Below are 15,503 nucleotides of genomic sequence, written 5' to 3' on the forward strand. Positions count from 1 at the left end.
GGTCACACCTCCGGGTAGGGGCGGCCCGGCGTATCGCGCGGGGGCGTACCGATGGACGGCGGGACCTGCGGCGGAGCGGGTGGCGTGACGGGCGGCGGCATCTGGGCGGCGCCCGGTGCGGGGCCGGTGGGGAGTGCCGTGGACTCCTGCTCGGTCAGCGCCGTCCGCTCCGGAGTTCCCTCCGGGCTTCCGGAGAACGCCGGCCGCCCGTTCCCGGAGGACTGGTCCGCCTTGGCCGCCACCTTCACCAGGCGTCCGACGGCCAGCCCCGCCAGCAGCGCGCCCCCGAGGAAGGCGCCGGGGCGTCGGCGGGCGAAGCCCTGCATCTCGGAGAGGACGCCCTCGACTCCCTCCCTGTCCAGGTAGTCGGCCGCCCGGTGCCCGCCGTCGGCAGCCTGGGCTGCGAGGCTGCGGGCAGGGGAGTCGCTCCGGGCGTTGTCAGCCAGTCCCTCCAGATCGTCCGCCCAGTTGCGCAGCGCCCCGGCCGCCCGCCTGGTCTGCGTCCGGGCCTCGTCCCTCGCGCGACCGCGCAGGTCCTGGACGGCCACGCCGACCTGTTGACGTGCTTCCCCCGCCACCGCCTTGGCCTGATCGGCGGCGGTACCGGCGACCTGGCTCGCGGCCTGCTTGGCCTGACCGGCCGTGGCCGACGCCTCCGCCCTGGCGGTCTCGCCGGTCTGCTGCAACCTCGTGTTGCCTTGTGCTGCCTCACTCATCAGCCACTCCTCCTCGACACCCGCTGACGCGAACGATAAGTAGGTTTTGCCCACGAGTGACTGTTTTGCCGGTCTTCACACATGCGCCCGACGGAATCTCTGACATCTCCGACCCGAAATCCGCATCCGACCCCCGTCCGGGCAGGACTCGGCCCGACTCGGCCCCGTATCCGGCGGGTGTCCGCCGGATACGGGGCCGTCGCCCTGGCCTGACCGATCAGGTCGCGCCGTCGGCCCTCGTCGTCAGCGCCGCTCGAGGTCCGCCCTCCCGCACGCCGGCCCGTCCCTGTCGCGGTCCAGCCGCAAGGGATCGTCCTTGCCGTTCACCTGCAGACGGCCGTAGTCGTTTTCCTGCAGCCACGCGCAGCGGGACGCCGTCGTCGGGACACTGTCGTGTTCTCGATTTCCGCCGGGAACGTGGTCGGCACACAGACGTTCGCCGTGCCGCAGTGGCGGTCGCAGGCGGAGAGGGGCGGGCCGGCCTTCTACGACCCGCGCTTGTTCCGCGGCCTGTGGTCTTGCCCTCCGGCGCGTCCGCGAACTCGTGGAGATGGGCCGAAGGGACCTCCCCGGAGGTCTTTGCCAACGCGGACGGGCCTTGCGGATGGACCCGTTCCGCCACCGACGGAACGCCATTCGCGTCGATCGACACGTCGTGGTTCCATGTGCCGTTGCCCGGCGCTCCCCGCGGCGAGACGCCCTGCCACGACCGGCCCTCGTGCGGCGATCAGCGGGATGCGCAGCACCAGGTCGGCGTTGGCGAGCAACGCGAACCTGCCCATGCGAACACGGGGGCGGTTCCAGCCACTTGTTCAATCTTGCCCCAGTCCCGAACCGGAGCATTTCAACCGGTTACGCCCGTCCCGAGGGCGGTACGCAGCCTGTCGACATCCGTCGTGGGCGCGTCACAGGTGAAATCGCGGCAGACGTACGCGGTCGGTTCGCCGCCGACGAGAGGACGGTCCGCCAGCAGCGGCAGCTCGCCACTGTCCGGGGCCCCCACGGCGACCACCGCGCCCGGCGCGGTCCCCAGCAACGCCGCCCGGTGCAGCTCCCTCGTCCCCGGATGCCCCTCCGGCCCGACCACCGCGACCTCGCGCGGCCCGTCGAGCAGCACCTCCGCCGTCGCGAGCCCCCACCCGATGAACCTCGGCACCCTCGGCCCCAACGCCTTCACCACACCCAACGCCCGTTCCGCCGCGGTCCGGTGAGGCTCGGAACCGGTGTGCGCGGCATAGCCGAGCAGCGCTCCCGCCGCCGCGCTCCACCCGGACGGCGTGGCGTTGTCCGTCGGATCCTGCGGCCGCCGGATCAGCTTCTCCGCGTCCGCCGCGGTGTCGAACAGCGCCCCGGACTCCTCGTCCACGAACCGTACGAGCACATGGTCGAGGAGGAAGCCCGCGAACTCCAGCCACACGCCCTCCCCGGTGACCGACGCCAGCGCCAGGAACCCCTCCGCGACGTCCGCGTAGTCCTCCAGCACCCCCGCGTTGGCCCCGACGTGCCCGTCCTTGCTGGTCCGCGCGAGCCGCGCCTTCTCGTCCAGGTGCAGCCGTACGAGGAGGTCGGCGGCGGCGATCGCGGCGTCCACCAGGTCGGGGCGGTCGAAGTAGGCACCGGTCTCGGCGAGCGCGGCGACGGCGAGCCCGTTCCAGGCGGCGACCACCTTGTCGTCGCGACCGGGGGCGGGCCGCCGCGCACGGGCCCCGTTCAGCCGGTCCCTGACCGACTCGATCCTCGCGGCGTCCAACACCCCTTCCCTTCGTGGGAGTCGGAGCACGGACGCCCCCTCCTCGAAGGTGCCCTCCTCGGTGACCCCGAAGTGGTGCGCGGCGAGCCGGGCGTCCTCCTCTCCGAGCACCTCGGTCAGTTGCTCCGGAGTCCAGACGTAGTACGCCCCCTCGACATGCCTGCCGGTCCCGTCGTCGCTGTCGGCGTCGAGCGCGGAGGCGAACCCGCCCTCGTCGGTCCGCAGTTCCCGCACCATGAAGTCGGCCGTCTCCAGCGCCACCCGCCGGGCAGACTCGGAGCCGGTGGCCCGCCACAGATGGGCGTACACCCGGCACAACAGGGCGTTGTCGTACAGCATCTTCTCGAAGTGCGGCACCAAGGGCCCACCTGGCCGCGGTGTGAGTACGTACCGGTGGAACCCCCCTCCCACCTGGTCGTACAGGCTCGAACGAGCCATCGCTTCACACAGTCCCTCTGCCATCTCCAGCGCCGCCTCGGAACCGGCCCGCGCGTGGTGGCGCAACAGGAACTCGATCACCATCGACGGCGGGAACTTGGTATCCCCTTTGAACCAGCCGCTCGCGGGATCGATGTCCCGGGTCAGTTGCAGAAGGGCCAGGGCCTGGTTCTCTTCGGTGGGCGTCCCGGCATCCTTGGTGCTCAGTTCCCGCCCGGCAAGGTCCCGAGTGATCTTCCCCGCGACTTCTCCCACCTCGCTCCGTCGGCTCGTCCAGGCGTGGTGCACGCCTTCGAGCACCTGCTGGAAGGACGGCATCCCATGGCGAGCCTCGGGCGGGAAGTACGTACCGAAGTAGAAGGGCTGCCCGTCCGGCGTCATGAACACGGACATGGGCCACCCGCCCTGCCCGGTGGCGGCTTGCACGGCCTCCATGTACACGGCGTCCACGTCGGGCCGCTCCTCACGGTCCACCTTGACGGACACGAAGTGCTCGTTCATGTACGCGGCGGTGCCGGAGTTCTCGAAGGACTCGTGCGCCATGACGTGACACCAGTGGCACGCGCTGTAGCCCACACTCAGGAATACGGGGACATCACGCCGCCGGGCTTCTTCGAACGCGTCGGTCTCCCATGGCCACCAGTCGACGGGGTTGTCCGCGTGCTGAAGGAGGTACGGCGACGTGGCCTGCGCGAGTCGGTTCGGCATACCCCCATCCTTGCGCACCCGCCTCCGCCGCGCCCATGTGCCACAGGGGAAGCGCCAGATCGCACCCCCGGTCGGCGAACGACCTCGCCGCCACACGGCGAATCCCGCACCTCGCCTCCAGTGACGATCAGGCCCTCTCGCCTACTCGGCCCAGTCGCCCCACACTGGCCGGAGGCAACCGTTTCGGCGAAGGGGGACGTGTGATGCGGGACAGCCACCGGGGGGAGGCCGAACGGCTGTTGGTCCGGGCGGTCGAGGAGGAGGTCCGCAGGTCCGGCGGCCGTACCGACGGCGTGGTCCTCCTGGGCCGCGCCCGCGCCGCCCTGGACACGATGGCCCAGAACGCGTCGGAGGAGTACGAGGCGTACACCCGCGCACTGGACGAGTCGGAGGCCGGCCGCCTCACCTTCGGCCAGCGCTACGCGAAGGAGGGCTCCGGAACTCCCCTGCTGGTGGCGGCCGTCGCCGCCGGCACGGCGGTCGCGGCCGACCTCTCCTTCGGTGTGGACGCCGGCACCGCCGTGAGCACCGGCGTCATCGTCGGCGTCGCGAGCGCCGTGGCCACGGTCCTGAAGGTGACCGCCTCCCACCTCCCCGCGGCCCACCACCACGCGGGCGCCCTGGGTCAGCCGGGCGGCCCGGAGCAGCTACGGCTGCAATGGCTGACGGCGCTGGAGGTACGCGGCATACGGCCGTTCCTGGACCAGCAGCGCGTCCTCGCCGCGTCGACGGCGACCGCGAAGAAGAAGGCGGTCCAGTTACGCGGCGCCGACAAGAGCGCGGCGGCGCGGCGGCGCAATGTGCTGGAGCAGTCGTTCGCCCAACTCCCGGAGGCCGACGACCGCTTCGCGGGCCGGCGGGCGGAGATGGGCAAGATCCGCCAGTGGGTGCAGGCCGCCCGCGCGGAGACCGAGACCCGGCCGACGGTCGTCGTGCTGCACGGCGCGCCCGGCTCCGGCCGTACCGCCCTCGCCGTCCGCGCGACGCACGAGCTGCGGGACTACTTCCGTGGCGCCTGTGTGGTCGACCTGCGCGCCGACAGCCCGGAGGAGACCCCGCTGTCCACCCGGGACGCGCTGATGCATCTGCTGAATCGTCTCGGCGCACCTCGCGACCAGCTCCTCTTCCGTGAGCGCACCTCTCAGGACCAGCAGGTCAAACGGCTGTGCGAGCTGTACCACCAGCATCTGACCGCCCTGCCGGTGACGATCGTCCTGGACGACGCCTCCGACCCCGAGCAGGTCCGCACCCTCGTCCCCGAGCGCTCCGACAGCCTCGTCCTGGTCACCGCCCGCTCCCCGCTCGCCCTCCCCGCCGACCTGCCCGCCTGGGTCCATCGGCTTCCCGTCGAGCCCCTCGACGGGAAGGGCGCGCGGGAACTGCTGGCGACGGCGGCCCAGGACGGGTCGATGCTGTCGCCGGGCGCAGGCCCAAACACGAGTACGAAAACGGGCGCGGGCGCAGCCCCAGGCGCTTCCGCCGGGGTGGGGACCGCGGCCGGGGCTGGACCGGCCGCCGGGGTAGGAACCACGGCGGGCACGGGGGCCGGGACCGGTGCCGGGACCGGTGCCGGGGCCGGGGCCGGGGCCGGGGCCGGTGCCGGGGCCGGGGCCGGTGCGCCCTCGGGTTCGGGGGTGCGTTCCGCCTCGTACGACCCCGCGTCGGTCGCCCGGATCCGGCAGTTGTGCGGCGGCCTGCCGCTCGCCCTGCGTATCGCGGGCTCCTCCCTCGGGCCCCGTACGCCCGGCCGGTTGGCCGGGGACCTGGGCGCGTACGGCCCGGTCGAGCCGATCGAGCGGGCCCTGTGGCTGCGCTACACCGACCAGTCGGAACTCTCCCGTCGCCTGCTGCGCCGCCTGGCACTGGCGGGCCGCGCCTCCCTGGGCGCGGCGGCGGCCGCCTCCCTGCTGGCCACGGACGAGACGGAGGCGACCCGCCACCTCACCGCGCTGGCGCGCGCGGGCCTGATCGACCATGTCCACGGCAACCGCTACCGCCTGCACGACCTGGTCCGTGCCTTCGCCCACGCCCGCCTCCTCGACGAGGAGGAGCCGAGCGAGCGCACGGCCGCACAGGAGCGCCTGATCGTGACGTACGCGGATCTCGCCGACTCCGTCCTGCGCCTGGTGGACGGCAATATGTCGACCCGCTCGGACCGCTTCGGCCAGCACGGCTTCGTGTCCCTGGAGGAGGCTCTGCGCTGGCTGGACGACGAGACGAGCTTCATCACGTCCACGCTCCGGCACGCGGAGGGCGTCAACCAGGCGGCGGTCCTCAGCCTGCTCGGCGCCCTGTGCGACTACTGCCTGCTGCGCGGCGACCTCTACCGCCTCGGTGAACTGAGCGAGCTGGCCCAGTCGGTGGACCAGGGCCTGCTGACGCGCTCGGTCCAGTGGCGTACGGGTATCGCGGCCCGCCAGCTCGGCGAGCTGGACAAGGCCCGTACGACGCTCGCCTCGGTCGTCGGCCTCTACCGGGAGACCAACCACGACGCGGGGGCCGCCCGAGCCCTGTGCTCGCTGGGCATCACCCTCCACCACCAGGGCAATCTGACCGAGGCTGCGGAGAAGCTGCTGGAGGCCCTCCAGCTCCAGCCGGTCCCCGAGCTGGCGGCGGACCGCGCCTGGACGATGCACGCCCTGGCGGCGGTGGAACGCGACCGCGCCCACCTCGCCGACTCGATGGACCTGCTGACCCGTGCCCTGGTCATCCACCGTCAGCAGGAGTCGCTGCACGGTGAGGGCTGGGCCTACTTCCAGCTCGGTCAGCTCCTGCTGCGCATGGGCGAGGTACCGCGCGCTCAGAGTGAGCTGCGGACGGCCCTGGACCTGTTCGGCCGCACCCGCGACGCCCGCGGCCAGGCCTGGACCATGACCCAGCTCGCCCGTGCCCGCCTCGTGGCCGGCGACCCCTCGGCCGCCGTCGACGGCCTCCGCCAGGCTCTCACCCACCACCGCGACAACGAGGACGCCCGGGGCGAGGCCTGGACCGGCTACTACCTGGGCCAGGCCCTGGAGGAGACGGGCAACCTGGACCAGGCGGTGCGGGAGCTGGAGAAATCCAGGTCCATGTTCTCCCGTATGCGTGACGTCTACGGCCTGGCCTGTGCCCGCCACCACTCGGCCCGGGTCACCCGCGACCAACGGGCCGTCCAGACGGGCTCGCTGCGCAACTCCGGCTTCGCCCGCCAGCTCCTCGTCGACGCCCGCGCCGACTTCCAGCGCATCGGCCTGGCCCACGGCGAGGCCTGGACCTGCCTCGAACTCGCGGTGGTGGACGCCGGCAACACCCGCACGCCGCAGGCCCTGGCCCTCTGCGAAGAGGCGACCCGGCTCTTCACGTCCTACGGCGACCGCCGCGGCGAGGACTGGGCCCGCTTTCTCAAGTGCACGCTGCTGCCGTACGCCGCGCCCGGCGGCGTGGAGATCGGCACCGCCGTCGCCCAGGAGGAACTGGCCCACCTCTCCCGCACCGCCCACCCCCTGCGCGACGAGAAACTCACCGAGTACGTCGAGGCGTACGAGCTGCTGCTGGAACGAGGCGTCAACCTGGAGAGCGGCTGGCGCGCCTGGACCCTGGGCATGGTCCCGAACCGGCACGCCCGGGAGGTGATGGGGGTGCCGGTCACGGGCGGCGGGTGAGCGAGAGCTCGGGCGCGTCCGCGACGACAGGGTGTGACCGCGTGGCACCTCGGCGGTGTCACGCGGTCATGCCGCCAAGCCGTCGCGTCGCCGCTCAGCGCTTCGCCGGTGTCGCCTTCCCGCCCGCCTCCGTCGCCGTCTCCTCGACGGAGGCGTCCGCGTCCGGTGTCTCCTCGAAGTCGACCTTGCCCATGTGCTTGTTCATGGACTTCATCAGACCCCAGACGGCCAGGGCCATCACCGCGAAGACGATGAAACCGAGGACACCGGGGGTGACCTTGTCCTTGTCCAGCTCCTTGGCGAGAGGGACGAGGTGTGTGACTGCCAGGCTTGCGCTTGCGCTCATGCCTGGCATTGTCCCCCAGGCCTAGCGGATGCCCGCAAAGAGGTCGTCCTCTGGGAGCGAGGTGTCCACGAGGGACTTCGCGAGCTCGTACTCCTCGGTGGGCCAGACCTCCTTCTGGATCTCCATCGGGACCCGGAACCAGCCGCCGTCGGGGTCGATCTGCGTGGCGTGGGCGATGAGGGCCTTGTCACGGATCTCGTAGAAGTCGGCGCAGGGCACGTGGGTGGTGAGGGTGCGGTCCTCGTGGCCGGACTCGTCCCAGCGCCTGAGCCAGTCGCCGTACGGGGAGTCCAGACCGCGCTCCAGCAGGGCGTTGTGCAGCGCCTCGGTGCGCGGACGGTTGAAGCCCTGGTTGTAGTAGAGCTTCTGCGGCTGGTACGCCGGGCCGTACTCGGCCTCGGGGTACTTCTCGGTGTCCGCCGCGTCCTCGAACGCCACCATCGAGATCCTGTGGGTCATGATGTGGTCGGGGTGCGGGTACCCGCCGTTCTCGTCGTAGGTGGTGATCACCTGGGGACGGAAGCCTCGGATCTTCCGGACCAGCTCGCCCGCCGCCTTGTCGACGTCCTCCAGGGCGAAGCAGCCGTCGGGGAGGGGCGGGAGCGGGTCGCCCTCCGGGAGGCCGGAGTCGACGAAGCCGAGCCACTCCTGCTTCACGCCGAGGATCTCGCGGGCCTCGTCCATCTCCTTCTTGCGTACCTCGTGAATGTGCTCCTCGATGTACTTGTCGCCCTGCAGCTTCGGATTGAGGATGGAGCCGCGCTCCCCGCCCGTGCAGGTCACGACCAGCACGTCCACCCCCTCGGACACATACTTCGCCATGGTGGCCGCACCCTTGCTCGACTCGTCGTCGGGGTGTGCGTGCACGGCCATCAGTCGCAGCTGGTCAGTCAAGACTCGTTCCCTCGTAAGTCGGCGCCCGGCCTGAACTTCGGTGACTCGGCCCGGCGCGATCCGGTGAGTCCATACTGCCGCCCCGCTGGGACACCCGTGTGGGGCGGCCGTCAGGCGCTGGGCGGGGGGCTTCTATAGTGACGGCATCGGGGGGCGGGATATTCCCGGTCCAGAACCTGGACGCACCTTCCGGGAGTCCGCGCCCGGCCCTCCCTTTCCGAGAGGACGACCTTGACTTCCTCCCCTTCTCCGACCAGGCCGCATCGCTGATGGCGCGGACCAGGCCGCCGTTCTTCACCATGTTCCGAACGGCGAGGTCCTCGATCACGATCGTTTGGTTCTCACGGTTTCCTCCCCCGGCTGAAGCCGGGGGTATCCACGAAGGAGAGACACGATGACGACGGCGAGCAGTCAGCTGCCCGAGGGCCGCTACGGCCGCTCCCCGGACGCGCGCGACGACCGCAGGCTCAAGGTCATCGGCGCCGTCCTGGGCGCCGCCCTCCTCGTCCTCGTCGGCTGGTACGCCTACCACTACGTCGCCGGCAACAGGATCAGCGCCGAGATCTACACCTTCGATACCTCGGCCTCCTCGGTGAGGGTGCACCTCAAGGGCGACAAGGACGCCGGCGTCAAGGGCTACTGCACCGTGCGCTCCCAGGCCGCGGACGGCGCCGAGGTCGGACGCGCCGACTTCCACTTCGACGTCGGCACCACGGACATCGACGAGGTCGTCACCCTGAGGACGACGTCGCGCGGCACCACGGCCGAACTGGTCGGCTGTCACACCGGCTGACCCCCGCCGCGTCCCTCCGCGAGCTCCGGCTTCCCCGCCGCACGGGCCTGACCTGGGGTGACGTAATGCTTGTGGTTTATGTCCTCCCCCTTCCGCCGCTGAATTGTTAGGCTCGTGGTTTCGCCCACTCGTGAAGGAACATTCTTCTGGGTAGGGCGATGCTTTGTATTCCCAGTACCTACGAGGAGCACCTGTGACCCAGACCAGCGAGAACGTCACCTGGCTGACCCAGGAGGCGTACAACCAGCTCAGGGCCGAGCTGGAGTACCTGTCTGGTCCCGCGCGTACGGAGATCGCCGCCAAGATCGCGGCCGCGCGCGAGGAGGGCGACCTGCGGGAGAACGGCGGGTACCACGCGGCCAAGGAAGAGCAGGGCAAGCAGGAGCTCCGTGTGCGCCAGCTCACCCAGCTCCTGGAGAACGCCAAGGTCGGCGAGGCGCCGGCGTCGGCGGACGGCGCGGTGGCGCCCGGCATGGTCGTGACGATCGCCTTCGACGGTGACGAGGACGACACCGTGACCTTCCTGCTCGCCTCCCGGGAGTACGCCAGCTCCGACATCGAGACGTACTCGCCGCAGTCCCCGCTCGGCTCGGGCGTGATCGGCAAGAAGGTCGGCGAGGACGCGCAGTACGAGCTGCCGAACGGCAAGTTGGCCTCGGTGACGATCCTCAAGGCCGTGCCCTACCAGAGCTGACCGCGCGTCTCACGCGACCCGTGGCCCCCGGCGCCCCTTCGGTGCCGGGGGCCTGGTCGTGCGACCTCAGTCGATGACGGTGTAACCCGCTTCGCGGAGGGCGAGTTCGACCTCGGCGCAGTGCGTCGGTCCCCTCGTCTCCAGGTGCAGTTCGACCTCCACCTCCGTGAGCCCGAGCCGGGGGTCGGTCCGCACATGGCTGACGTCGAGGACATTGGCGTCCGCGTCCGACAGCACCCGCAGCAGCGTCGCGAGGGCGCCGGGGCGGTCGGTGAGGCGGAGGCGTACCTGCAGATAGCGGCCGCCGGCGGCCATGCCGTGCCGCAGGATGCGCTGCAGCAGCAGCGGATCGACGTTGCCGCCCGAGAGCACCGCGACGACCGGCCCCTCGAAGGATCCCGGGTCGCGCAGCAGAGCCGCGACCGGGCTGGCGCCGGCCGGTTCCACGACCAGCTTGGCCCGCTCCAGACAGAGCAGCAGGGCGCTGGAGAGGTTGTACTCGGAGACCGTGCGGACCTCGTCCACCAGGTCGGCCACGATGGCGAACGGCACGTCGCCGGGCCGTCCGACCTTGATGCCGTCGGCCATCGTCGCCGGGTTCTCCACGGCCACGGGCGCCCCGGCGGCGAGCGAGGCCGGGTAGGCGGCGGCGCCCTCCGCCTGCACGCCGATCACGCGCACGTCCGGCCGCAACGACTTCACGGCGACCGCGATGCCCGCCGCGAGCCCGCCCCCGCCGATCCCGACGACGATCGTGCGCACCTCGGGGCACTGCTCCAGGATTTCCAGACCGACCGTGCCCTGACCCGCGATGACGTCATGGTGGTCGAAAGGGTGAATGAACACCGCGCCCGTCTCGGCGGCGTACTCCTGGGCGGCCGCCAGCGTCTCGTCGACCACCGTGCCATGCAGGCGCACCTCGGCGCCGTACTCCTCGGTGGCGCTGATCTTCGGCAGCGGGGCGCCCTTCGGCATGAAGACCGTGGAGCGCACGCCGAGCAGTGAGGAGGCGAGGGCGACGCCCTGGGCGTGGTTGCCGGCGCTCGCCGCGACGACACCGGCGGCGCGCTCCTCGGGCAGCAGGCCCGCTATACGGACGTAGGCGCCGCGCAGCTTGAACGAGCCCGTCCGCTGGAGGTTCTCGCACTTGAGGTGCACCGGCGCCCCGACGAGCTGCGACAAATGCCTGCTGCCCTCCATCGCGGTGACACGTGCGATGCCGGTAAGCATCTTCTGGGCGCCTCGCACATCGTCGAGCGTCACCGGAAAGGAGTCAGCCGTGCTGTAGCTCATGACCACCAGTCTCGCAGTTCACAGCGGTCGAACGCGGGTGTGACCAAGGGGCGGGACCGTGTTTCAGCGGCGCCGCTACGCCCCGCGCCCGGTCCGCGTACTCTGTCCCCCAACCCAGCGCCTCACGCATGAATTGAGCCTTTGGCCATGCCCACAACACCTGAAATGTCGATGGACATGACGACCGTCGGTGACACCGGTCTTCTCGACACGCTGCAGCACGAGGTCGCGGTGTTCGCGCGCCGTGCCGAACAGACCCGGCTCGGCGGCGTCGGGCAGGTGCGCAACTCCATGGACCGCGCCGCGTACCTGCTGCTCAACCGCCTCGACAACGAGGGCCCGATGGGCGTCAAGGCGCTCGCGGCGAGCATGGGAATCGACTCCTCGACGGTCACCCGTCAGGTGGCGCCGCTCGTGGACACCGGTCTCGTCAAGCGCACCTCGCACCCGGAGGACGGCCGCGCGGTGGTGCTCCAGCTCTCGCCGCGGGGGCTCTCCCGGCTTGAGGAGGTACGTTCCTCCAGGCGTCAGCTGATGGCCGAGCTCACCCAGGACTGGGCGGCCGAGGAGCGCGAGGCGTTCTGCTCCCTCCTCACCCGCTTCAACACCGCGCTCTCCGCACGCATGGGGGCCGCCCCGGAGGCACCGGCACCGTCCTGACCCTTGACCGCACGCCCGCTCCTGGCCTCATATGAGACCGGGCCCTCGTCGTACCCGACAGCCGAGTCCGCAAGGGGCTGTCGAGTCCGTACGGGGGAGTGAGGTCGGCCTCAGGCGGGAGGCGCGGTGCGAGAACGGCGTGTGGCCCAAGGTGCCCGCCGGGCCAGGGAGTTCGAGGCGTTCGTCGCGGGTGCGGCGGGGCGGCTGCTGCAGACCGCCACCCTGCTCACGGCGGAGACACCGGACGACAACCCGCGCGCGCGTCGGCTGCTGACCCATGCCCTCGCCCACACGTACGCCACCTGGGACCGTCTGCGCGGCGAGGACCCCTACGACCGGACCCGGCAGCAGCTCGCCGTCCGCTTCGCCCGCGGGGCCTGGCACCGGCACGGTCTCTTCCGTCCCCCGCGCGACGGCGTTCTGCGCGTCCTCGGCCCACAGGAGCGGCTGATCCTCGTCCTCCGGCTCTACGAGGGTGTCGCCGAGGAGCAGACGGCGGCGCTGCTCGGGCTGCCCGTCGAACGCGTACGGACGATCTGTCTGCGCGCGATGGCGACCGTCCTGCATCCCCCACGCGGGGCCGCCCCGAAGAAGAAGGTGGTGGAGGTGGCGCCGTCATGAGTCTGCGGGACCGCGAGGCGGCCGTACGGCGGATGCTGGAGCGCGAGCCGGTGCGGGTGCCGCCCGATCTGTACGCGGACGCGGTGCGGCGCGGCGGGCGCATGCTGCGGCGCCGGACGGCGGCCCGCCATGTGATGTGGGTGGTGCTGCTGGCGGCCGTGGTCGCGTTCCTGGTGTGGGCGTCGACGACCCGCCCCTGGGTGGAGCCGCCCTCGCGGACGACTCCCCCACTGACGGTCTGGTGAGCTCCCGGAACGGGGTGGACGGGCGCGGCGGCACCCGGTCAGGTGGCGGGACCGCCTAGCCGGCCCAGGGCCTGCTGGAGGTCCTCCAGGAGGTCGTCGACGTTCTCGATGCCCACGGAGAGGCGTACGAGGTCGCCGGGGACCTCCAGGGCGGAGCCTGCGGCGGAGGCGTGCGTCATGCGTCCGGGATGCTCAATGAGGGACTCGACACCGCCGAGGGACTCGCCCAAGGTGAAGACCTTCGCCCTGTCGCAGACCTCGACGGCCGCCTGCTCACCACCGGTGACCTGGAACGACACCATGCCGCCGAACGCCTTCATCTGCTTGGCCGCGACCTCGTGCCCGGGGTGCTCGGGCAGGCCCGGGTAGAGCACCCGGGACACGCGCGGGTGCCGGGTGAGCATGTCGGCGACCTTGGTGGCGTTCTCGCTGTGCCGGTCCATGCGGACGGCGAGCGTCTTGGTGCCGCGCAGCACCAGCCAGGAGTCGAACGGCCCGGAGACGGCGCCCATCGCGTTCTGGTGGAACGCCAGTTCCTCGCCCAGGTCCTGGTCGCCGACGATCAGGGCACCGCCGACGACGTCGGAGTGGCCGCCCATGTACTTGGTGAGCGAGTGCACGACGACGTCCGCGCCGAGCGCCAGCGGCTGCTGGAGGTAGGGGGTGGCGAAGGTGTTGTCGACGACCAGCTTGGCCCCCGCCTCACGGGCGATTTGGGCGACGGCCGGGATGTCGGTGATGCCGAGCAGCGGGTTGGAGGGGGTCTCCACCCAGACGACCTTCGTCTTCGGGGTGATGGCGGCGCGTACGGCCGAGGGGTCGCTGGTGTCCGCCACGGACCATTCCACGCCCCACCGGGAGACGACCTTCGCGAAGAGACGGAACGTGCCGCCGTACGCGTCGTTGGGGATGACCACGTGGTCGCCGGGGCTGAGCAGCGTACGCAGCAGGCAGTCCTCGGCGGCCAGCCCGGACGCGAACGCCAGGCCGCGGCGGCCGCCCTCCAGGGCGGCGAGGTTCTCCTCCAGCGCGGTCCGGGTGGGGTTGGCGCTGCGGCTGTACTCGTAGCCGCCGCGCAGGCCTCCTACGCCGTCCTGCTTGTAGGTCGAGACCTGGTAGATCGGCGGGACGACCGCGCCGGTGAGGGGATCCGCGGTGTTGCCCGCGTGGATCGCGAGGGTCTCGAAGTGCTGACTGGTGTGGGTGTCGCTCATGAGTGTCGAGCGTAAGCGCTCCGCGCGAGTGCCGGGCGCCTTGCCGCCAGGGAGGCCCTGTGGTTCGGCGGGAGCGGGTCGTTCGTGGCCGGTCGCGCCCACGCGGCGGAGCCGCATGTCGATACGGCCCCGCGCCCCTGGCCGTGTCGCAGTCACAGGCGCAGGCGCAGGCGCAGGCGCAGGCGCAGGCAGTCACAGTTCACCGGAGTTATCCACAGGCTCCCGACCGGGTTGGGCAATTGTCGGTGGCGTCTGGAACCCTTGTGGCATGGAGATTCTCTGGGTCCTGATGGCGATGCTCATGATCGGATTCGTGATGTGGCCGATCATGGCGCGGCGGCGGGCCGGTGTTCAGCAAGTCGAGGCGGGACATCCGGACGCCGCGGATCCCGCCGACTACGGCTTCGTGCGGCAGGAGCTGCTGGACGTGCGGATGCCGGGACCGGACCAGGACCTGCTGGACGTGCTGGACGTGGTGCAGCGTTCGCAGGACTACCGGGCGGCGAAGCAGTTGCTGGCGGGCACGGAGATGGACGGCGAGATCCGGTGGCAGCGGGTGCAGGCGTTCGCCGGTGCGGCGGCGCTGGAGCTGGCGCAGCGGCCGGGCGGGGCCGACGAGGCGCCGGGCGGGCAGTGGCTGCGGGTGTGGCGCGCGGAGGCGCCCAAGGACGCGGGCGGCGCGGCGGTGCACGCGGAGTTCCTGGTGCAGCAGGCGTGGCGGACGTCGACGCCGGGCACGGACGACTTCCGGATCATCATGGAGGAGGCCAGATCGGCGTGCGGTGACGCGGCGCTGCTGGCCCCCGGTGACCCGATCCCGTACATCATCGAGCTGTCGGTGGCGCGCGGGCTGGCGTACTCCCGTGAGGAGTTCGAGCAGCTCTGGCTGAAGATCCTGGACCGGGCCCCGGCGCACATGGGCGCGCATCTGGCTGCCCTGCACTACTGGTGCGAGAAGTGGCACGGCTCGCGGGACCTGGCGTACTCCTTCGCCGAGGCGTCCGCGGCCCGCGCCCCGCAGGGCTCGCTCCTCGCGGCCATGCCGCTCTTCGCGGTGTTCGAGCACCTGCCCGAGGTGAACCTGGTGCAGGGCTTCTACCAGAGCGAGGTCGTCACCAAGGCGGTCCACGGCGCGCTGTTCGCGGTGCACGCGGCGCGGTCCGACGACCCGATGCTGGCCCACGTCCGCCATCTGCTGGTCTTCTTCCTGGTCCGCTCCGAGCGGTGGTCGGAGGCGATGAACCAGCTTGTCCACGTCGACGGCCATGTCGGCGCCCTCCCCTGGACCCTGACCTCCGACCCGTCCGAGGACTACGCGATATACCGCGCCCTGGCGGTGGCGGGTTACGAGGCCAACGGGGGGAGCCCGGCGACCCTGCCGCACTGAGCCGAGGGTCGTCCCGTCGACCACGGATTCCCGGACTGCCAATGCCCTGCCGTGGCGCTGTCAGGGCGACAGCACCAGGCGATGTCCGCCTTCTACTGCCGTA

13 protein-coding genes are annotated in these 15,503 nt (G+C 71.4%); 7 read left to right on the top strand and 6 right to left on the bottom strand.

Features of this window, described 5'->3' with window-relative positions:
* Positions 1–2: 2 nt before the first annotated feature.
* On the bottom strand, positions 3–716 hold the full coding sequence (locus ACFY9I_RS33095) for a hypothetical protein (RefSeq protein WP_391008284.1): 714 nt from the start codon (positions 714–716) through the stop codon (positions 3–5).
* 844 nt (positions 717–1,560) lie between these two features.
* Positions 1,561–3,612 (bottom strand): DUF255 domain-containing protein, encoded by a 2,052-nt coding sequence (locus tag ACFY9I_RS33100; protein WP_391008286.1) that lies wholly within the window; start codon positions 3,610–3,612, stop codon positions 1,561–1,563.
* Between the two features lie 203 nt (positions 3,613–3,815).
* Between ACFY9I_RS33100 and ACFY9I_RS33105 the strand changes: the two genes are divergently transcribed.
* A complete protein-coding gene (locus ACFY9I_RS33105) occupies positions 3,816–7,253 on the top strand; it encodes a tetratricopeptide repeat protein (protein WP_391008288.1) in 3,438 nt (1,145 codons plus the stop codon).
* A 94-nt stretch (positions 7,254–7,347) separates the two neighbouring features.
* Here ACFY9I_RS33105 and ACFY9I_RS33110 read toward each other — a convergent pair whose 3' ends face one another.
* Complete coding sequence (locus ACFY9I_RS33110; RefSeq protein ID WP_391008289.1) at positions 7,348–7,608, bottom strand: hypothetical protein; 261 nt, start codon at positions 7,606–7,608, stop codon at positions 7,348–7,350.
* 12 nt (positions 7,609–7,620) lie between these two features.
* Entirely contained in the window at positions 7,621–8,472 is an 852-nt protein-coding gene (gene mca / locus ACFY9I_RS33115) for a mycothiol conjugate amidase Mca (protein ID WP_391008349.1), read from the bottom strand.
* A gap of 415 nt (positions 8,473–8,887) precedes the next feature.
* Between mca and ACFY9I_RS33120 the strand changes: the two genes are divergently transcribed.
* The gene (locus ACFY9I_RS33120) at positions 8,888–9,286 is read left to right on the top strand and encodes a DUF4307 domain-containing protein (protein ID WP_391008291.1); all 399 of its coding nucleotides are present in this window, start codon (positions 8,888–8,890) and stop codon (positions 9,284–9,286) included.
* Between the two features lie 193 nt (positions 9,287–9,479).
* Entirely contained in the window at positions 9,480–9,980 is a 501-nt protein-coding gene (greA, locus tag ACFY9I_RS33125) for a transcription elongation factor GreA (RefSeq protein WP_391008292.1), read from the top strand.
* Positions 9,981–10,046: 66 nt separating this feature from the next.
* Here the strand turns inward: greA and ilvA are convergent, their stop codons facing one another.
* Entirely contained in the window at positions 10,047–11,273 is a 1,227-nt protein-coding gene (ilvA, locus tag ACFY9I_RS33130; protein WP_391008294.1) for a threonine ammonia-lyase, read from the bottom strand.
* Positions 11,274–11,438: 165 nt separating this feature from the next.
* Here ilvA and ACFY9I_RS33135 point away from each other — a divergent pair, with 165 nt between their 5' ends.
* From ACFY9I_RS33135 to ACFY9I_RS33145, 3 genes are all read left to right on the top strand, one after another.
* Entirely contained in the window at positions 11,439–11,933 is a 495-nt protein-coding gene (locus ACFY9I_RS33135) for a MarR family transcriptional regulator (protein WP_391008350.1), read from the top strand.
* 126 nt (positions 11,934–12,059) lie between these two features.
* On the top strand, positions 12,060–12,554 hold the full coding sequence (locus ACFY9I_RS33140; protein WP_391008296.1) for a sigma factor-like helix-turn-helix DNA-binding protein: 495 nt from the start codon (positions 12,060–12,062) through the stop codon (positions 12,552–12,554).
* Positions 12,551–12,799 (top strand): hypothetical protein, encoded by a 249-nt coding sequence (locus tag ACFY9I_RS33145; RefSeq protein WP_391008298.1) that lies wholly within the window; start codon positions 12,551–12,553, stop codon positions 12,797–12,799. The genes ACFY9I_RS33140 and ACFY9I_RS33145 overlap by 4 nt, the downstream gene beginning before the upstream one ends.
* Before the next feature lie 38 nt (positions 12,800–12,837).
* Here ACFY9I_RS33145 and ACFY9I_RS33150 read toward each other — a convergent pair whose 3' ends face one another.
* Positions 12,838–14,013: a cystathionine gamma-synthase gene (locus tag ACFY9I_RS33150; RefSeq protein WP_391008300.1), complete on the bottom strand. Its 1,176-nt coding sequence runs from the start codon at positions 14,011–14,013 to the stop codon at positions 12,838–12,840.
* A gap of 268 nt (positions 14,014–14,281) precedes the next feature.
* Here ACFY9I_RS33150 and ACFY9I_RS33155 point away from each other — a divergent pair, with 268 nt between their 5' ends.
* Positions 14,282–15,400 carry a hypothetical protein gene (locus ACFY9I_RS33155; RefSeq protein ID WP_391008302.1) on the top strand — a complete coding sequence of 373 codons (1,119 nt, stop codon included), beginning with the start codon at positions 14,282–14,284 and terminating at the stop codon, positions 15,398–15,400.
* The last annotated feature ends 103 nt before the right edge of the window (positions 15,401–15,503 follow it).

It is taken from the genome of Streptomyces sp. NPDC012510 (assembly GCF_042955065.1).
Taxonomy (GTDB): domain Bacteria; phylum Actinomycetota; class Actinomycetes; order Streptomycetales; family Streptomycetaceae; genus Streptomyces.